Annotated in this window: 14 protein-coding genes; 6 read left to right on the plus strand and 8 right to left on the minus strand. The window is 41.7% G+C overall.

What is annotated here, in order from left to right:
* Window positions 1-112 precede the first annotated feature (112 nt).
* The gene (locus tag H6G96_RS24585) at window positions 113-862 is read left to right on the plus strand and encodes a Uma2 family endonuclease (RefSeq protein WP_190914375.1); all 750 of its coding nucleotides are present in this window, start codon (window positions 113-115) and stop codon (window positions 860-862) included.
* 134 nt (window positions 863-996) lie between these two features.
* Here H6G96_RS24585 and H6G96_RS24590 read toward each other — a convergent pair whose 3' ends face one another.
* Window positions 997-1,152 carry a hypothetical protein gene (locus H6G96_RS24590; RefSeq protein ID WP_190914377.1) on the minus strand — a complete coding sequence of 52 codons (156 nt, stop codon included), beginning with the start codon at window positions 1,150-1,152 and terminating at the stop codon, window positions 997-999.
* Window positions 1,153-1,263: 111 nt separating this feature from the next.
* On the opposite strand from H6G96_RS24590, the gene H6G96_RS24595 reads away from it, so the two are divergent.
* The gene (locus H6G96_RS24595) at window positions 1,264-2,067 is read left to right on the plus strand and encodes an SAM-dependent chlorinase/fluorinase (protein ID WP_190914379.1); all 804 of its coding nucleotides are present in this window, start codon (window positions 1,264-1,266) and stop codon (window positions 2,065-2,067) included.
* Between the two features lie 151 nt (window positions 2,068-2,218).
* Here the strand turns inward: H6G96_RS24595 and H6G96_RS24600 are convergent, their stop codons facing one another.
* Window positions 2,219-3,490, minus strand: a complete 1,272-nt coding sequence (locus H6G96_RS24600) for a DUF4255 domain-containing protein (RefSeq protein ID WP_190914381.1) — start codon at window positions 3,488-3,490, stop codon at window positions 2,219-2,221.
* 519 nt (window positions 3,491-4,009) lie between these two features.
* Between H6G96_RS24600 and H6G96_RS24605 the strand changes: the two genes are divergently transcribed.
* Window positions 4,010-5,902, plus strand: coding sequence for a serine/threonine-protein kinase (locus H6G96_RS24605; RefSeq protein WP_190914383.1), 1,893 nt, complete (start codon window positions 4,010-4,012; stop codon window positions 5,900-5,902).
* A 95-nt stretch (window positions 5,903-5,997) separates the two neighbouring features.
* Here H6G96_RS24605 and H6G96_RS24610 read toward each other — a convergent pair whose 3' ends face one another.
* Entirely contained in the window at window positions 5,998-7,602 is a 1,605-nt protein-coding gene (locus tag H6G96_RS24610; protein ID WP_190914385.1) for a peptide ligase PGM1-related protein, read from the minus strand.
* 702 nt (window positions 7,603-8,304) lie between these two features.
* Here H6G96_RS24610 and H6G96_RS24615 point away from each other — a divergent pair.
* Both H6G96_RS24615 and H6G96_RS24620 read left to right on the plus strand, forming a co-directional pair.
* Window positions 8,305-9,168: an SDR family oxidoreductase gene (locus tag H6G96_RS24615; RefSeq protein WP_190914387.1), complete on the plus strand. Its 864-nt coding sequence runs from the start codon at window positions 8,305-8,307 to the stop codon at window positions 9,166-9,168.
* 205 nt (window positions 9,169-9,373) lie between these two features.
* Window positions 9,374-9,631 (plus strand): hypothetical protein, encoded by a 258-nt coding sequence (locus H6G96_RS24620; RefSeq protein WP_190914389.1) that lies wholly within the window; start codon window positions 9,374-9,376, stop codon window positions 9,629-9,631.
* A 55-nt stretch (window positions 9,632-9,686) separates the two neighbouring features.
* Here the strand turns inward: H6G96_RS24620 and mgtE are convergent, their stop codons facing one another.
* Window positions 9,687-11,087, minus strand: coding sequence for a magnesium transporter (gene mgtE / locus H6G96_RS24625; protein WP_190914391.1), 1,401 nt, complete (start codon window positions 11,085-11,087; stop codon window positions 9,687-9,689).
* A gap of 155 nt (window positions 11,088-11,242) precedes the next feature.
* Window positions 11,243-11,437 (minus strand): hypothetical protein, encoded by a 195-nt coding sequence (locus H6G96_RS24630; protein WP_199339730.1) that lies wholly within the window; start codon window positions 11,435-11,437, stop codon window positions 11,243-11,245.
* 1,438 nt (window positions 11,438-12,875) lie between these two features.
* Between H6G96_RS24630 and H6G96_RS24635 the strand changes: the two genes are divergently transcribed.
* Entirely contained in the window at window positions 12,876-15,917 is a 3,042-nt protein-coding gene (locus H6G96_RS24635; RefSeq protein WP_190914393.1) for a PA14 domain-containing protein, read from the plus strand.
* Between the two features lie 240 nt (window positions 15,918-16,157).
* Here H6G96_RS24635 and H6G96_RS24640 read toward each other — a convergent pair whose 3' ends face one another.
* The 3 genes from H6G96_RS24640 to H6G96_RS24650 form a co-directional block, all read right to left on the minus strand.
* Window positions 16,158-17,708: a mercuric reductase gene (locus tag H6G96_RS24640; protein WP_190914395.1), complete on the minus strand. Its 1,551-nt coding sequence runs from the start codon at window positions 17,706-17,708 to the stop codon at window positions 16,158-16,160.
* A 235-nt stretch (window positions 17,709-17,943) separates the two neighbouring features.
* A complete protein-coding gene (locus tag H6G96_RS24645) occupies window positions 17,944-18,726 on the minus strand; it encodes a TVP38/TMEM64 family protein (RefSeq protein WP_190914397.1) in 783 nt (260 codons plus the stop codon).
* Window positions 18,695-19,453: a TVP38/TMEM64 family protein gene (locus H6G96_RS24650; protein ID WP_190914399.1), complete on the minus strand. Its 759-nt coding sequence runs from the start codon at window positions 19,451-19,453 to the stop codon at window positions 18,695-18,697. Before H6G96_RS24650 ends, H6G96_RS24645 begins: the two co-directional genes overlap by 32 nt.
* Window positions 19,454-19,468: the final 15 nt, after the last annotated feature.

Here is a 19,468-nt window from a genome sequence, read left to right on the forward strand (position 1 = left end):
ATCCAGGTAGCAACTACGACGACAACAATAGGTGTAGAAAATCTACTGGTAGGATGAAAGGGATTAATGCTGCTGCCACAATAGAATTAAGCTGCTACCCCCAGAATTCCTTATGAGTGAATCTATCATCTTGACAGACGCTGGCTTATTACCAGAAGATTTGTTACCAGATGTTAGTCATCTGGTGACAGAGGACGATGAACCCTTGGATAGTCTGCCATCTGAAAAACAACAACGGCTGCTGACAGAAACACTTTACAGTTCTTGGAACGGGCCTAGTAATGCCCAAGGGTTTCTCGTGGCTGCCAATGTGGGGTTGTTTCCCAGTAACAAACAACCGCCGATTGTGCCTGATGTATTTTTGAGCCTGGATGTACAAGTAGCTGATAACTGGTGGGAAAGACGGCATCGCTCTTATTTTTTCTGGGATTTTGGTAAACCGCCAGAGGTGGTGATTGAAATTGTTTCAAATCGAGAAGGCAATGAAACAGGACGAAAAATCTTAGAGTATGCCAGGATGCGGGTAATGTACTACATTATCTTTGATCCAACTCGACAACTTGGTGGTGAAGTTCTACAGATGTACGAGTTACGTGGGCGGCAATATATACCCATGAGTGAGCAATGGCTGACTGAAGTTGAGCTAGGTTTATGTTTGTGGGAAGGTGCGTATGAAGGTAAGCGGGATGTTTGGCTGAGGTGGTGTGACGCGACGGGTAATGTAATTCCTACTGGTGCAGAACGAGCTGAACAAGAACGTTTACGAGCCGAACAAGAGCGAGAAGCTAAAGAAACTGCTTTGCAACGAGCTGAACGCTTGGCGGCACAGTTACGAGCCTTGGGTGTTGAGCCAGAAGTATGAGGTGAGGATGGGAGTGGGGTAATTCAACTAATTGAAAAACGCTGTAAGAACCAAATTACCAGGAAACACCTTAAAAACAAAAAAAACCCGCCATAGCGGGTTACACAACAAACTAAGAACATTGAAAACTTGATTTAGCTGGAATACCTCATTTCAGCTTCCAGTTGACGAATAAGTTGTTCGTCGCCCTTTGCTCTAGCTACTTGCAAGCGATGCTCTAAGCTTTTTTGAATATTCTCTCTGTGGGCTTCTTGTGATTTTCTGGTACTTTGTAGTCTATTTTGATTCATAGTGATTACCTTCTTTAATTTTTTGCTTTATATCTTGCATTCTTAACATAGCATAAATTTTGTAGCTGTTGCTACAGAAAGTTACTACTTAATGTATATTTTACCTAAAATATGTCTAAGAACCAGATAGGTCAGCAACTACTCCTAACTTTATTGAGCGATTTTGGCGATCGCGATGTTTATGTAGGCATAATGAAGGGTGTCATAGCCCAAATCAACCCCAGACTTACGGTAGTAGACTTAACGCACCAAATTCCGCCGCAAGATATAGCCGCAGCTAGGTTTTGCCTGATGAATGCTTATCCTTATTTCCCAGTTGGGACAGTGCATATGGCGGTAGTAGATCCGGGTGTAGGAAGCAAGCGACGAGCGATCGCAGTAGAATTTGCTCAAGGGTTTCTCGTAGGTCCAGATAATGGTATCTTTAGCGGGGTACTTAGTCAAAGTCCTGCGATCGCAGCCGTCGAACTTACAAATCTTAACTATTGGCGAACTCCTCAACCAAGCAACACTTTTCACGGTAGAGATATCTTTGCACCAGTGGGAGCTAATCTTGCTAGTGGTGTTTCCCTTAAAGAGCTAGGACAAGAAATTGATCCAGAAAGTTTGGTAAAACTGGATATAGGCGAGTGCAAACAGACAAGCAATGGTCTAGTGGGTTGCATTCAATATATTGACAATTTTGGCAACCTAGTGAGCAACATTCCCGGCAGTTACGTACAAGGTAAAGCTTGGTGTGTGCAAGCCGATAAGTTGAGTATACCAGGCTGTGAAACTTACAGTGATGTCAACGTGGGAGAGGTAGTAGCTTTAATTGGCAGTCACGGCTGGGTAGAAATTGCCATTAATAGCGGCAATGCTCACTCAAAGTTGCAGTTAGATTGGCAAGAAACGCTTCAAGTTGTGCTAAGGTGAACCACTCACGCTGCCTTCTGCCTTTTGCCTCCTTAAAGCAGTTTGCTTTTTAAGTGAGGTACAAGCAGCACTCACGCATCAGACATACTTCGATGTTTGCATAGTGATCGCATTCAACCGCCCTGTATAATCAGTATCCAGATCGTTGCATTCATAAAATTGTCACCTGTGGCGAATCATATTCCCCAGACTGATTTTTGTGCAGTGGACTTTCTGCTCCATCTACCTGCACCCGGACAATATAAGTTGCTGGCTTTACGTTTTTGACAGGAATAGTTATAACATCAGTATCTTCAGTGCGTGGCGCAACCAAGAAAGAGTAAGCTACCGGACTATCACCTGAGGCTTCGTTAAGTAGCAAAACTACCCTCTGTGCCTTACCAACTTTAGGCTGGAATTTAACGGTAATTTCTGCCGTGCGTAAATTGTCACTGCTATTCTCCACTTGAGCCACAAATGCTGTAATTGTTGGATGGAGGACAAAAGCCGCAACGTTGGATTCAACTAAATGATCCATTTGTTCTGCATTGCCTATTGTTAGATGTACAACTTGGATACCCTGCACACTTGCGTACAAATCTGGTGGGAGTAACAGACTAATTTGCGTTTCTTTAACTTCTTGAGGTACTAGCAATGTCTCGGTATTACTTAATCGGATTTGAGTGATTTCACCGCGTAACCGCTTCCCACGAATTACTAATGTTGTGCCCGCAACAATCATTTGATCAGTTTTTGCTGGAGCCAAAACTTGCTCTATATTCGGTTGAGACAAGGGCATCATATATAAACCTTCAGACTTATCATTGCTACTTTCAATCAATACCATTGATGCCAGATAGGTAGCTGAAGGTCGATAGTGGGTTTGTAAAGCAGACCATAACTTAGAAGTTTCTTCCATATTAAAAAACTCCGGAGTCAATTTAATCTGCCCAATTTGTTCAGCTAAATCGTATACAGACACACTTGCTAAAGCTTGTGAAAAACCACTTGAGGTATTTGTTGTAGAGGCATTTATCAGAGCATTTTCAATAATATCAGATGTAATAGCTGGTGTTTTATGTAATAAATGCATTGCATAGCCCAATAAAAGCTCCGCCTGAAAATCCTTAGCTCCGTAGGCTGTAAGCAAGTAATGGAGGTCAAGAGCTAGTGGTGGAGTCGGAGAGCGCGGGTTACCATTCATCCGTGAGTGTTTGCTCCGAAATTCCTGAGATAACCAATCAACATTGCGATTCTGCGTTACCTGATAGAGAAAAAGGTTGATTTGAGCGCGCTCGTCAGCTTCAACTGAAATTCGGTCAGGTGGTAGGGCAGTTACAATTACATCACCAACACTAGCAGTGATCGGATCACTGACTAAACCATTTTCCAGCAAGGCTTTTAGTACTGCTGTCACGGCGGCTATAGAGAGCACATTACTCATCCTCGTTCCTCATGGCAATAGCACATATTAATCATGTAAGCCAGAGTACATTGACAGAATATATTTTGCAAAACTTTAATTATTCTGTAGCAAAAACTATTAGCAAGGCATACAAAAGCGCATTTTCAACTACTAGTACAGCACGGTGTAAATCCAGCTACTATCTCAATTAACAAGACTTCGCAAGAGGCAAAATCCCCTTGTTAAAAACAGGTCAACTTTCGCCACAGTGTACTATACTTAGCAATCAGCACTACTGAAACTGATAACCTCATAAAATTTGCGTGAACTTCACATCAGGAACAAATTTCAACCGCCACGGGTCTTAATTTTAAACATTTTATCAAATTGTTAGCATTACTTTAAGCTACTAATATGTTAAGCTGAGTATGATTAGATAAACACTAGTAGCATATATTACTAAGATTTATCTAAGTTAAGAGTAATCATATTTGTAACACTAGTAGTATATCTGAACTAAAGTTAACAGTTTAAAATAACTAGGATGGGTTGCCCCAGATGAAATCCCCACCTCCTTCAAATTCTTGGATTGGTCGCTTCGTAGGTGATAACCAGCGATACCGTTTAGATAGACGACTAGGCGGGGGTGGCATGGGAGAAGTCTTCCTGGCAACGGACACCCGTGTAGGTCAGCAGGTAGCGTTAAAGTTGCTCAAAGATACACTGCTGGCATCACAAGAAATGAGAAAGCGTTTTGAGCGTGAGGTGGCAGTTTGTGCTGCTTTGCAAAGTGACCACATTGTTAAGATTAGTGATTGTGGTGTCACCGCAGAAGGTTTTCCATTTTACGTAATGGAATATTTGCGGGGGCAAACGCTCAGACAATTAATGCTGCGCGAAAAGCGGCTATCTGTTGAGCGGACTGTGAATATTATGGGGCAAGTTTGTCAAGGTCTACAGCTTGCCCATCAAGGAGTGACTCTCCAACGGGATGGCGGAAAAAGCACTGAGCATATTCAGGTAGTTCATCGTGACTTGAAACCAGATAATATATTTTTAGTGCCTACAGATTTGGGAGAGTGGGTAAAAGTTTTGGATTTTGGTGTCGCCAAAATTCGCAGTGAATCTTCAGAAAATTCCAACATTACAAATATAACTAGTACATTTATCGGTACATTTCGTTACGCACCTCCAGAGCAAATCCAAAGTGATAAAAACCTGGATGCTAGAGGTGATATTTACAGTTTAGGGATTATCCTTTACGAAATGCTGAGTGGAGCTGACCCATTTGGAATCAGCATTAAGGGCAGTCATATCAGCGAAGCTTCTTGGGTATTAGCTCATGCTTATGAGCCACCGAAACCACTGCGATCGCAACCAGGGTGTGAGCATTTATCCGTACAATTAGAAGCTGTGGTGATGAAATGCCTCCACAAGAACCCAGCTAACCGATTTGCAACCGTAGAAGAACTGAATCAGGCTTTGCAAGCTGCTGCCAAATTTGCTACAGGGAGTACTGAGCAATCGCAACCTTCCTACAATCAAGGCTCAAATCACGAAACCGTTCCCAGACAATCGAACGAGGACACGGTTATTCGCCCCCCATCTGCATACAATCAAGGCTCAAATCACGAAACCGTTCCCAGACAATCGAACGAGGACACGGTTATTCGCCCCCCATCTGCATACAATCAAGGCTCAAATCACGAAACCATTCCCAGACAATCGAACGAGGACACGGTTATTCGTCCCCCATCTGCATACAATCAAGGCTCAAATCACGAAACCGTTCCCAGACAGGTTAACCCGATTGAGCAAAGCCAATATGAAGAAACAGTTCCTCCCCCTCAGCCTGGGTACAATCAAGATTCAAATCACGAAACCGTTCCCAGACAGGTTAACCCAGTCGAGCAAAATCAGCAGAGTCCTGTAAATAATCCGAACGCCAACAAACCGGACGTTACTTTGTATCAACCGCGACCTGCATCTAATCAAAGTAGCCCCCAAGTGCCACCAGATAAGACGTTGTTTCAACCGCGACGTGCATCTAATCAAGGCAGTCCCCAAGTGCCACCAGATAAGACATTGTTTCAACCACGACCTGGATCTAATCAAAGCAGTCCCCAAGTGCCACCAGATAAGACGTTGTTTCAACCGCGACGTGCATCTAATCAAGGTAAACCACAAGTGCCGCCAGATGTAACGTTGTATCAACCACGACCTGCATCCAATCAAGGCAGAACACAAGTGCGAACGGATGACACTATCTACCAACCAAGGCTAAATGAGCAGCTAACTACGAGAATTACTCCCAATTTCTTGCGAATCGTGGGAGTTGTCTTAGGTATTGGGCTGACTTTAGCGCTGGGAACCTATATATATACTCAATCTCAATCTGGAAAACAGCCAAGTAATCAGCAAATACCTAATAGCGATCGCATTCAGAACTAACGTCAACAGTTAACAGTTAACAGTTAACGACCGTAAAGAGTGTTTATACAATTTAGGCATGCATCAGCTAATGATAAATGACTGATGACTAATGACTAATGACCATATTCATCCCAAGCCACGGGAAAAGAATAATCTGAAAACGCGGATAAATCATGATTCTCGCTGCGGGTTTCTTCATCGAGAACTTTCACGACTTTGTTATAAATATCTTGTGCTTGTTGCGGGGAATCACCAATGCTGGTTAATCCCAACTTGCCAAACTGTGAAAGGCAACCCATAAGATGAAACACTGTGCCCGTTTCAGTACCACTATCAAAGTGGAGTCTGTGGTGAGCAATGATATCCATCAAATCATTAGGCAATAATCCCTGATAGCGCTCTTTTTGCAGATTATCTGTGGCAATGTAGTATTTTGGACGACCTTGCTGACTATAAAATAAACCCGTGGAAAGGTCATAGCGCCCGTTTGTTAATAATTTCAGGGTCATGAATGGATGAGTTGTACCGCCTTTACGCAGGTTAATTTCGATCGCCTGAATATCCCACTCTCGGTTACCCTTGTCAACGGCAATAAAATCTACGCCAAATCGCTCTAAAGTGCCTTTCTCTGCTAACTTTCTGCCAACTTGTATTCCCAATTGCTGTAATTGCAATCGATAGCTTTCATCAGCCGGAAAGCGACAACCTAAATAAATCTGACCGTCTGGACCTCCGAGAATTTGGTCGTGGGTTGAAAGAATTTCCACTTCACCAGTCGGTGTGATTCGTCCTTGAACACTGGGCGATAGCTTAATTTCCCCTTCCAGAAATGCTTCGCTGATTGCCCCCAATTCAGAGATTCTTCCTGAAAAGTTATCCCAAGTCTCAAGCTTTGCTTGAAAGCGCATTGTTGAAAAGCGATCGCTAATCGCTGCTACCCTTTCGGCATGAGTCCCTTTACCTGGTGCTAAATTCTCAATTGGCCTAAGATCCAGCAATGCATTGCCTTCTCCCGAAATGCCTTCGTTGAGTTTTACCACTACCCGTTTTAATGTCGGTTGTCGTTCCCACAAATCACTGGTAGCTTCTGCCAAATCTGTGTGGTTCCAAACTTTTTCGCTGCCATCTGGATGCGGTACTCCGCTTTCGGCGAAGATTTGCCGACTACCACTTTTTGTCCCCCAAATCTGTAAATCTGGTGCGGCAGCATAGAGAGGTACACCCAATTTTACAGACAATTCGCCTTCCCAATGCGAAGAGTTGTAGCAGATCATAAATGATTTGTCTAACCTCAAAGCTTGATGAATCCGCTTTAGCAGGCGGGGGCGTTCTAAAATCTTTTGGCTAAGAGGTTTAAGGGAGGAATCGTAAGTAGAAAGTAGCACCAAGCGACTGCGAGCATGAGAAAAAGGAATTCCTGGCAACAGTTGTAAGTAATAATCAATAATACTAGGATGTAGCGGTACTGATGTTACATAAACCAGCCGAGTCCGGGGATTTTGCAACCGAATTAAAGAAAATAGTAATCTTTCTTCATAATGTTCACAACCCTCGATCTTTCGGAGTTCGCGCTGGTCGAGACTTAGGGAAGGAATAATTAAAATATCCGCTTCACTATTGTCAAATGACTCGCTCGTTTTCCAGCGATCGCTCAGGGTTAATTGTAAGCGGCGAAACTTTTCAACCTGCTCTAACTCGGAAACATTTAGTATTGCCATAACCCCTACCCTCTAATGATCTCAATGTAGCGCACCACGCAGACTTTTGGACGATTAGTTTGTGGACTAGTTGTCAGATACTTTTGCAAGAAGGTAACTATGCAGATATCAGCCTAAATAAATATTAACATTTAGGAAAAGTGATGGTATAAATGCAAGGATTTTTACAATTACAAAATCAGAAAATATCAATCTTTATTTTTATTTAGAGAAAATGGCATAGTTCTTGAGACAAAAGAGAGGATTGTAGACTAATTCAGTCACTCTTATTATTTTGTTTATTTTACGTCTTAAGGTTGAGTTAATTCCAGCTTGTTTTACCTCTATAGAGCGATAAACTACAGCAACATAATAGTAAACTTGAAAGCAGATGATAGGTAAAAATCCTTCATCACACGAGAATTATGTACTTGTTTTTCATGGTCAGGTAAATAGTGTGTGAGGTGTGAGGAGAAATAATGTAAGCCGCGTACAATTGCCAGCAATAAGTACGTTTGGTAAGCATCCGGGGTATAAGCACCTATGCAAATGGTTAGTGGGAACCAAAGCAAAAAATAAACCTTGGGTTGAATTTTCGATCCAAGGTTTACGTTTGAAATGGGGACAGATTATTCCCTATCACCTCTCACTTATTACCTCTGGCATAACCCAAATTACTAAGTACCTAATTACATCTAAAACTCAATTACCAATACAAAACCTATGACTAATTCAGAAGAGCAACAATTACAACCGCCACAGCAGCAAGAAGCACCAGGTGTTGAATCAGAAATGACGCCAAAACCCAAATCAGATGATGCCCAGTATCGGGGTAGTGGCAAGCTACAAGATAAAGTAGCATTGATTACGGGTGCAGATAGTGGTATTGGTCGTGCTGTAGCGATCGCATTTGCTAAAGAAGGTGCAGATGTGGCGATTCTTTACCTCAATGAACACGATGATGCCAAAGAAACAAAACAATTGGTAGAAAAACAAGGGCGTCGTGCAGTTACCATTGCAGGTGATATTGGCAATGAAGCTTTTTGTCAACAAGCTATCCAACAAACAGTTGGTGAGTTTGGCAAACTCGATATTCTCATCAACAATGCCGCCGAACAACATCCAAAAGAAAGTATCGAAGAAATCACCGAAGAACAACTAGAGCGAACTTTCCGCACAAATATATTCTCGATGTTTTTCATGACTAAAGCTGCACTCAAGCACTTACAAGCAGGCAGTTCTATTATCAATACCACATCGGTAACAGCTTATAAAGGTAGCCCACAATTACTAGATTATTCCTCTACAAAAGGTGCGATCGTGGCTTTTACTCGCTCCTTATCAAAAAATCTGGTGTCAAAAGGAATTCGCGTTAATGCTGTCGCGCCAGGACCAATTTGGACACCTTTAATTCCCTCAACTTTTCCTGAAGAGAAAGTTGAAACTTTTGGTAAACAAGTACCAATGCAACGAGCCGGACAACCTGAAGAAGTTGCTCCTAGCTACGTATATTTAGCCTCTGATGATGGTTCTTATGTCTCTGGACAAGTGTTACATGTCAATGGTGGAGATGTTGTGAATGGTTAAGTGAAATAGTTAAGAGTTAGGAGTTAGGAGTTAGGAGTTAGGATTTATAATCGGTATATTCTTTATTTATAACCTTTTAATCCTTAACTCCTAACTCTCAATTTATAACTCTACCCTCATGGTCTTCCATTAGAGGGATGAATTAATATTGAAATCTTGATAGTCTATCTAGGAGAAAATCATTTAAGAAATAATAACTACGTCTATGGCATCTCCTACACCATTGTATGGCACAGAACTCGTAGATTGTGCTAGAGCAAATGCCAAACAAGGAATTGAAACTGCTGCTTATCAATGTGGCTATGGTCAAGACCTCAACAAATTTGCTAGCGAACTCAGACAAGCTTGTGAAGAAATGAATTTACAAGTAAAAGAACTCAGTGGATTGATTACTGATCAGGACATGATACTGCAATTGGGTACTGGCGAAATTGTTGCTCCAGACACAGAATCAGAATTGTAAAAGTTAGTCATTTGTACTTTATTCTTCACTAATGACAAATGACTAATAACTTTTTTTATAACTTTAAAATTACCCTTGCTAAATTGAAGTAAATCAAAACACCCACGACATCAACTGCTGTAGTAATAAATGGTGCGGACATTAATGCCGGATCTAAACGAAGGTAGCGAAATAGAAATGGCAGTGCTGAACCGGAGATAGAAGCTAAAATAGAAATAGCGACCAAACTAGTGCCGACAGCGATCGCTACTTCTAATTGTCCTTGTAGAAAGTAAGCCCAGACAGTAGCAATCGTACCTAACATTCCTCCCAATAATGCCCCTGCGATCGCCTCTCGGCCAATTACCTGCAATGCGCCAAGCGATCGGATTTCATCAGTATTCATCCCCCGAATCACGACTGTAGAAGATTGGGCACCTACGTTACCACCAGTACCAGTCAGCAAAGGGATAAACGCTGTCAGTGTCACCACTTTTGCCAAAAGGCTTTCTTGCGACTTAATAATCGTTCCTGTAATGGTATTGGTTACAAGTAAAACCAATAACCATACAACCCGCTTTCGCGCAATTTCTAGTAAATTCATTTGAAAATAGTTGTCACCCCCCGACTGCACACCACCACCCAAGGCATAGATATCTTCGGTGGTTTCTTGTTGCAGAATATCAAACACATCATCTACGGTGACAATACCTACTAGACGCTGTTCTCGATCTACTACAGGCACAGCCAAAAAATCATATCTTTGGATTAATCTTGCAACTTCTTCCTGATCTGTATCAGTGTGGACAAACACCACATCACGGGTCATAATTTCGCCAATAATTTGCTCAGGCTGAGACGTTACTAACTCCCGCAACGATACAATCCCCGTTAAGCGCCTTGCTGCATCCATGACATAAAGATAATAAATCATCTCACTGGCATTAGCTAAGTTGCGAATTCGCTCTAGGGCTTGAGATACTGTAAAGTTTTCTTTCAGCGAGATTAACTCTAGCGTCATGATTCGCCCAGCAGTATCAGCTTCATAACCCAATAGTTGGGCTGTAGCTTGGCGTTCTGCTGGACTCAGTTGTTCTAGCAAGCGATTGACGACTTTTGCTGGTAATTCATCAAATAACCTAGCTCGGTCATCCGACGACATTTGATCGACAATATCGCGGACTTCCTGACTTTTAAGTTCCTCAATTAACCGTTCTTGAACACTATAGTCGAGATATTCATAAACCTCTATAGCCTCATCCTTAGAAAGCAAGCGAAAAGCCAAAGCGTGCATCGCTTCTGGCAAACCCTCAATCGCCTCGGCAATATCCGCAGGCTGCACAGGTACGAGAATAGCTTTTGCTCCCTGCAAGTCTCCTGTTTCTAGGAGCATTTGCAGCTGAGTCCGCACTAAATCTCGCAATTCCCTGCGTGAGACATTCTGGATGGTAGAGTTTAAATTGTTTGTCTCAGTCAAAGTCCACTTTCCTCAGCCAGTTTGAACAAGGTTGCTGCCCTTAGTCTAGGGGAAAGTGGGAATGTGCGGCATTAAACTTGTGATTTTTCTGACTTGAAATAAATTAAAAACTTTTGTAACTTAACCGAATAATCAAGGTTTCGGACGCTGATTATTTAACAGTGATGCGTGAAGGCAGGGGAGGCAAAGGAGGCAAGGAAGAGGGTACTAAAGGCTTTGATCTGTTCAAATTCTTTAGCCCGTTTTTGTATTTGGTTGCCAATGCGATCGCAAACTAATTCACACAATTCAAAAATCACAGGGTCACTGATCGCATAATAGACGCTAATTCCTTGTTGCTGACGGGACACCAAACCTCATTGAGTCAACACTTTTAAATGTTTTGAGAGATTCGCTTGTCCTAAACGCGTAGCTTCGCAAACGAAGCAAAGCAATGACACAGCCCTTGTGATTGCTTCACCTCGTTTGCAACGACAAGTGTTCAACTGGACATGATATAAGTTGAGAAATCGAATTTATAACTCATCACTTAATTACTCACAAGTTCCTCAAGTTCTCTCTCTAAATTAAGAGTAAGAGTAGACATAGGACTCCGATAGCGTTCGCGTAGCGTCTCGTAGAGAAGCGGTAGCGAGTCAGACGCTCCTACGTCGCTCTAAGCATACTCCTACGGAGAAGCAAGCTACGCGGTAGCGTCTCTAAGAGTTGCCATGCCGCAGGCTTTACGCTGCGCTATCGAGCGTCTTTGATTTCTGAAAACATCCTGAGACTGAAAAACCTGTTTTATCAGGGTTTTATATGAAATCTTATTCAAAAATTAGATATGAGTCCTATATATAACAAAGATATAAATATAATTCATGGTCAAAATCAGGTTTTCTGCCGGGTATTGTAAAAAAATATAAATATAAAATGCAGTCAAAATGAAGCAAAGATAAATGATGGTTTTTCAAATCTTTAAATAATTCAAATTTTTCTTTATCCAATTTTCATCTAATTAATATTTTTGCAGAGAAAAAACATGAGATTATGCGTATGTTAGTAATTGTTACTTACGTATGTTAGTAATCGTTACTGAAAGTTCATCAAAACTTTGATATTGCTTTAAAAAGGTATCTATTAATGTGAATTTTTAAATAAAGTTCCACAAAAAAGATAGACATAAGACCTTGATCTATTGTCCAATGTATAGTTGATTGATTTTAAAACACTACTTAAAGATAGATATGTAAAATAATACTTTTAAGTACTTAAGTATATGTTTGCCTAGTTGGGCATTGGTTCACCTCAACTTCATGTACCTGCACATCGGTGAGATTATAAGCTCTCAAAAGAAGTAATTTATAAGTTTTGGTTAAGTTCACTCAACTTAATTTAAATCCATCAAAAGTTATAAATTTATTGAGAAGAAACGAAGATTTATAAGAACTAATACACCCTTCAAGTAATTTCTAGTACTTCTTGTCATATAGATTTTTTATCTAGCTGGTTTTAGGACATATAAAGCAATAAATATACTTCATAGTGTTTTATTTGAAAGTTGATCCGATAGGCAGTGGAGTAGTAAAGCAAATTAGCAAAGGAGTAAATAGCAAATAAAATCGTATCAGTAATTAAGTGACATCACATCAACATTAACAAATACATTAGTAAGTTAATCACTATTCACTTACTCATCTATGTATAACGAAACTTGTTAAGCATGGTTTTGAAAAAATCAATCTAAAACTGATTTTTAAACATGAATTATGAAATTAGTTTTAGAACTATTGTGAGGCATATATCTCAATGAATACTTTACAAAAGCAACAGCTATCAACATCTCCAAGTCCAATAATTAGTACTCAATCATCTTTACAGAGTATTGATCAAGCACAACCCAGTATTTCTGCTAGCGCCAGCTTGCTCTCTCAGGGAGATGGACTCAAAGCAGAGTACTACGACAACATAAACTTCACCAACCTGAAGCAAACTCGCATAGATCCGACAGTCAACTTTAACTGGGGTCGTAGTTCTCCAGATCCATCCATCGGTGCAGATACCTTCTCAGCGCGTTGGACAGGTCAAGTGAAAGCCGAGTACAGCGAGACTTACAAGTTCCATACTACTGCTGATGATGGTGTGCGACTGTGGGTTAATAATCAACTACTCATCGATAAGTTTGCCAATCAATCTGCCACAGAACATACTGGTGCGATCGCACTGGTTGCAGGTCAGAAGTACGATATTAAACTTGAGTACTACGAAAATAGATACGATGCCGTTTCTCGACTGTCTTGGTCAAGTTCCTCTCAGACCAAAGAAATCATTCCCCAGTCTCAACTGTATAGTAATGGCAACGGACTCAAAGCAGAGTACTACGACAACATCGACTTCACCAACTTGAAGCAAACTCGCACAGATCCGACAGTCAACTTTAACTGGGGTCGTAGTTCTCCAGATCCATCCATCGGTGCAGATACCTTCTCAGTGCGTTGGACAGGCCAAGTGAAAGCCGAGTACAGCGAGACTTACAAGTTCCATACTACTGCTGATGATGGTGTGCGACTGTGGGTTAATAATCAACTACTCATCGATAAGTTTGCCAATCAATCTGCCACAGAACATACTGGTGCGATCGCACTGGTTGCAGGTCAGAAGTACGATATTAAACTTGAGTACTACGAAAATAGATACGATGCTGTTTCTCGACTGTCTTGGTCAAGTTCCTCTCAGACCAAAGAAATCATTCCCCAGTCTCAACTGTATTCATCAGATATTCAGACCGCTATCACCTTGGGATCATCTTCCACGACAGTTAACGAAGGCGCTGGTAGCGTGACCATAACGTTGCTGAAAACTGGTGATTTAAGCAGCACATCTTCAATCAAGTATGCAACTATAGGTGGTACTGCCAAGGCAGGAGTTGACTACGGAACTGAAGGTACCGAAAGCGCTGGAACACTTATTTTTGCGCCAGGACAAAGCAGCAAACAGATATCCATTCCAATCAATGACGATTCTTTAGCAGAGCCAGAGGAAACCTTTAGTTTTGTCATTGATCAAGCAGAGGGGGCAACACTAGGACTTCAAAGAACTCTTGGAATTACGATTCAAGATAATGATCGCTCTAGCCTAGACTTCACTCAGCCAGTAGTTAATGAGGATGACGGTACTGCTACGGTGACAGTTACACGGGGTAACACTACGGGGACTGCTAGTCTAAATTACACAACCGTGGATGGGACTGCGAAAGCTGGTTCTGACTACCAGGCTGTATCTGGAACCTTAGCCTTTGCAGCAGGACAAGCCAGCAAGACCATTGTTATCCCCATTATTAATAATACAGTTGGGGAGGTAAATGAAACATTTACTTTGAAGTTTAGTAACGCCGTTGGAGTGCAGCTAAATAGTCAACAGGCAACTATCAATATTATCGATGATGACATTGGTAACTTTGCTTTAGAGACGGTAGCTGCTGGTTTGAATCTACCCACAGCTTTTGACTGGACATCTGACGGTAACCGGATGTTTATTGCCCAGAAAAATGGGGTAGTGCAAGTCTTAGACAAAGGCACTTTATTATCAACACCATTTATCGATATTTCTGCACAGGTTAATGATACGCGCGATCGCGGTCTTTTAGGCATTGCCGTACATCCAGACTTTGGCAAAGCTACAAACCCCAAAAACTACGTTTACCTGTTGTATACCTACGATCCACCAGAAACCGACCCAACCAACCCTAAAAACAATCCCAATAGCGGATTGGACAATCCCGATCAGAATGGGAATAGGACTGCACGGCTAACTAGGATAGAAGCTGACCCCAAGACTAATTACACTACTGCTATTGCTGGCAGTGAAGTAGTGCTGTTGGGTACTAATGGCATTTGGGAAAATATCAATCGTCCAGATGGGAATAGCACAAATGTCTCACTTGGCTACGCACCATCAGGAATTCTCAACAAAGATACTGGTAAGCCATTTACCAGCTTGGATGATTATCTCAATAATCTCGATAAAGTCCAAAATGTCCAAAATTTCATAGCTAACGATAGTGAATCTCACTCAGTTGGTGCTGTGCGCTTTGGCACCGACGGTTCTCTATTTGTCAGCTTAGGAGATGGCACTTCCTACAATGGGAGAGATCCGCGAGCAATTCGCGTCCAGGATGTCAATAATCTGTCTGGGAAGATGCTGCGGATTGATGCGATAACTGGTCAAGGCTTATCAAGTAATCCTTTTTATAATGGTGATCCCAATAGCAATAGTTCCAAAGTTTATAACTTAGGTTTGCGTAACCCCTTCCGTTTCACAATTGATAAGAGTACCAATACCCCCGTAATTGGTGATGTTGGCTTTTATTTTTACGAAGAGGTGAATATCGGAAAACCAGGAGCCAACTTTGGCTGGCCATTCTATGAAGGTGGCCTTGATGCAAATAAAAATATCGTCAGCTTAAAACAACCTACCTATTCTAAACTGGATGCGGCGGAAGCCTTCTATAAGAGTGGCACAGTTGTAACAGCACCAGCCTACACTTACGAGCATTTTGGTTCTAATGCTATTACTATGGGTGACTTTTACACAGGCAATACTTTCCCCTCAATCTATCAAGATGCCTTATTCATTGCTGATTTCAGTCAAGGAACTATCGATGCTTTGAAATTCGATAGTCAGGGCAAATTTGTCTCAGTTAAGCGGTTTGCTTCTCAAGCAGACATACCTAATCTAGGGGTGCCTGTACAAATCACCACTGGAAAGGATGGTAATCTTTACTACGCAAACTTGATAGGAGGTGAAATTGCTCGCTTCCGACCTTTGACTACTACTACGCAAACTTCATAGAAGGTGAGATTGCTCGCTTCCGACCTGTTTAACGTGACGTGAGTTCGACAAGTCTTATTTGACCTCTCCTCCAACCCCTCTCCGTGTCGGAAAGGGGAGCAAAAAGCTGAATTTTTCGTTGCTCCTCCCTCTCCGTTTCGGAGAGGGAGGCTGGGAGGGAAAGGTTCATCGAACTCACGTTGTTTAGATAACAGTTATCAGTTATCAGTGAACAGTTGTCTGACTGTTCACTGATTTTGGTCAAGATAACTTTGTTAAAAATCCCAACAATTTTTTGGTATTTGATGTCAGAAGGGTTCGACGATAAGCATCAGCTGCTTTTTTAATCGCTTCGGCTTGAGTGGGATAAGGATGAATTACACTGCTTAACTTACTCAAACCAATTTTATTCACTATTGCCGTAGTTACTTCTGATATCATCTCACCTGCGTGACTGGCAACAATAGTTGCGCCAAGAATTTCATCAGACCCCTTTTTATGGTGGATTTTGAGAAATCCTGATTCTTCACCATCTGCGATCGCTCGGTCTACACTACTAAAAGGTATTTTGATTGTTGCCACCTCAATACCCAATTTTTGCGCCTCGTGTTCGTATAATCCTACATGGGCAATTTCTGGGTCAGTATAAGTTACCCACGGCATTACCAGACTACTGAGTTTCGAGCGTCCTAAGCCAAAGGGAGAAAACAGCGTATTTTTAATTACAATCCGCGCCGCAGCATCAGCAGCATGGGTAAACTTCCAGTTCATGCAAATATCACCAGCTGCATAAATTTTGGGATTCGTTGTCTGGAGATAATCATTTACCTTCACACCTTGGCGCTTGTCGTATTCCACCCCTACTGATTCTAAATTTAAACCTTCCACATTTGGCGATCGCCCCGCACCGACTAAAATTTCATCTACTGTCACCGAATCTCGATGACCATTGGAGGAAAAGTAAAGCCGCTTCCCCTCAGTAACAGTTACCACTTCTTCCAACTTAGAATTCAGCACCACGCGAATTCCTTCATTAACCAAAACCTTTTGGAGAATTTTGGCAGCCTCAGCATCTTCTTTATTCAGAAGATGAGAACCGCTATGGAAAAGTACCACCTCAGAACCCAAGCGTCGGAAAGCTTGCGCCAATTCGCAACCAATGGGGCCGCCACCAATTACCGCTAAACGTTCCGGTCGTTGAATCAGCGAAAAAACCGTCTCATTAGTTAAATAACCCGCCTTTTCAATTCCCGGAATCGACAGTTGTGCGGCTCTTGCACCAGTAGCAATTACAGCTTTTTTAAACCGGAGGGTTTTATCGCCAACTTCTACGGTATTTTTACTCGCAAATCGACCGCTACCCAAAAAGACATCGACACCCAACGATGAGAACCGCTCCGCCGAGTCGTTATGGCTGATACCAGCTCTTACCCGCCGCATCCTTGCCATGACTTTGGGAAAATCAACATCAATATTGTGTTGGGGAATATTAACTCCCAAGTTTTGAGCATTCCAGATTTCGCCAACAACCCGAGCAGACCGAATAATAGTTTTAGATGGTACACAACCAAAATTTAAGCAATCCCCACCCATGAGATGCTTTTCAATTATCGCCACTTTTAAACCCAAATCCAGACCCGCCGCACCCGCAGCCACCACTAACCCCGCAGTACCAGCACCAATTACCACCAAATCGTAAACATCTGTCGGTTGAGGATTAACCCAATTTGGCGGATGGACGTAAGACACCAACTTTTGGTTATACTCATCCGTTGGGCGAACTGTAACTCTCTCTAAATCTGAATTGAACATTGGTGGAACCTCATTTGAGAATTGGAAATGCTCAAGCCAACGCCTTTGCGTTCTTCAAAATTAAGAATCCCTATAAATTTAGGCGGCTCAATTTTTTATTTTTAATGCTTATTTAATAACGAATACAGTCTTTAAACTGTTTTGTCCGTCTGGAATTGACAGATACTATTGAAGCTTTTCTGTATAAAGGTTTCAACAATGGATAATTTATCTTTAGCAGAAGGAGTTTGAATTTTTAATTACTACTTACCTCCTCTTCTAAAGCTTTTCGCGCAATCCGGGTGACATAAACTGTGACAGCTACTGTAGCAATCAAACCCAAAATCCGAATTGCCCATTGTAAAGTCGGGTTGGTGGGTTGAGCTTCAGTACCAATCATGGCAAGATTACCTGCAAGAGAACCAATATAAACGTACATGATGGTTCCGGGAATCATTCCTACAGAGCCGATGAAGTAGTCTTTAAGTGAAACTCCTGTGATGCCAAAGGCATAGTTTAATAAGTTGAAAGGAAATATAGGTGAGAGTCGCGTTAACAGGACAATTTTTAATCCTTCTCTACCAACCGCTTGGTCAATGGCGGCAAATTTTTTATTATCTGCGATTTTATCAGCAACCCAGCCCCTTGCTAAATAACGTCCCACAAGGAAAGCAGCAGTAGCACCAAGGGTTGCACCGATAAATACGTAGAGAGAACCCCAAACTGCACCAAAAATCACACCTGCTCCCAAGGTGAGAATAGAACCTGGGAAAAAAGCAACGGTAGCGATAATGTAAAGGGCAATAAAAGCGATCGCTCCCACTGTACCAAGGCTATCAATCCACTGCAAGGCATCCCGTAAAATTGCTTGGGGATTAAAAGAATTTGGATTTGCAGATTCTTGTGCTACAGCCGGGTCTGTGTTTAATATGAAAATGCTCGCCAATGCCAGCAATATTAATACACTTAGGTTAAAAAACTTATGCAATTTTCTGGCATTAATATTTTTAAATATCTGAATGGTTGTTAGTTTTGTCATGGTTTATTATTTCTTCTAATGCCACACTTTGAGCTAGAGCTTTCTGAGCAACTTTTGTGATGTACACAGTCACAGCAACGGTAGCAATCAACCCAACTACTCGCATTATCCATTGCCAGACTTGAGTTTCTGGAGTAATTGGTTGATTAGACGTGTTAATCATGGCAAGATTACCTGCAAGAGAACCAATATAAACGTACATCACACTACCAGGAATAATGCCAAAGGAACCCAATATATAGTCTTTGAGGGAAACCTGTGTTACTCCAAAAGCGTAATTCAATAAATTGAAGGGAAAAACGGGACAAAGACGAGTTAAAAAGACAATTTTCCATCCCTCTTTAGCAACTGCTAAATCAATCGCTTTAAATTTAGGATGTTTGTCCATTTGTCGAGAAACCCAATCCCGTGAAAGGTAGCGTCCAATGATAAAAGCCAAGATTGCCCCGACTATTGCCGCAATTAGCACATATACTGACCCCCAAAACACTCCAAACAGACAACCGCCTTTGAGCGTTAAGAGAGAACCGGGTATAAATAGTAATGTTGCCAAGTTGTAAATTACTATGTACACAATAGGCCCTAAGACTCCAAGACTCTCAACCCAAATGACTGAGGTTTGTAAAAGTCCCTGAATGTTTAACTGTTTAGCGACAATTATGAGAGTGGCAATTAAGCAACTTAAGAGTAGTAGTTTGAGTTTGGCATTTAATACAGGCTTCCTCATTTTTATAAGTTTTAC

The sequence above is a fragment of the Nostoc sp. FACHB-892 genome (assembly GCF_014698795.1).
Taxonomy (GTDB): domain Bacteria; phylum Cyanobacteriota; class Cyanobacteriia; order Cyanobacteriales; family Nostocaceae; genus Nostoc.

Bases quoted from the DNA above. Each gene is read 5' to 3' on its own strand.
- H6G96_RS24585 (WP_190914375.1), top strand. From the start codon at position 113: ATGAGTGAATCTATCATCTTGACAGACGCTGGCTTATTACCAGAAGAT.
- H6G96_RS24590 (WP_190914377.1), bottom strand. From the start codon at position 1,152: ATGAATCAAAATAGACTACAAAGTACCAGAAAATCACAAGAAGCCCAC.
- H6G96_RS24595 (WP_190914379.1), top strand. From the start codon at position 1,264: ATGTCTAAGAACCAGATAGGTCAGCAACTACTCCTAACTTTATTGAGC.
- H6G96_RS24600 (WP_190914381.1), bottom strand. From the start codon at position 3,490: ATGAGTAATGTGCTCTCTATAGCCGCCGTGACAGCAGTACTAAAAGCC.
- H6G96_RS24605 (WP_190914383.1), top strand. From the start codon at position 4,010: ATGAAATCCCCACCTCCTTCAAATTCTTGGATTGGTCGCTTCGTAGGT.
- H6G96_RS24610 (WP_190914385.1), bottom strand. From the start codon at position 7,602: ATGGCAATACTAAATGTTTCCGAGTTAGAGCAGGTTGAAAAGTTTCGC.
- H6G96_RS24615 (WP_190914387.1), top strand. From the start codon at position 8,305: ATGACTAATTCAGAAGAGCAACAATTACAACCGCCACAGCAGCAAGAA.
- H6G96_RS24620 (WP_190914389.1), top strand. From the start codon at position 9,374: ATGGCATCTCCTACACCATTGTATGGCACAGAACTCGTAGATTGTGCT.
- H6G96_RS24635 (WP_190914393.1), top strand. From the start codon at position 12,876: ATGAATACTTTACAAAAGCAACAGCTATCAACATCTCCAAGTCCAATA.
- H6G96_RS24640 (WP_190914395.1), bottom strand. From the start codon at position 17,708: ATGTTCAATTCAGATTTAGAGAGAGTTACAGTTCGCCCAACGGATGAG.
- H6G96_RS24645 (WP_190914397.1), bottom strand. From the start codon at position 18,726: ATGACAAAACTAACAACCATTCAGATATTTAAAAATATTAATGCCAGA.
- H6G96_RS24650 (WP_190914399.1), bottom strand. From the start codon at position 19,453: ATGAGGAAGCCTGTATTAAATGCCAAACTCAAACTACTACTCTTAAGT.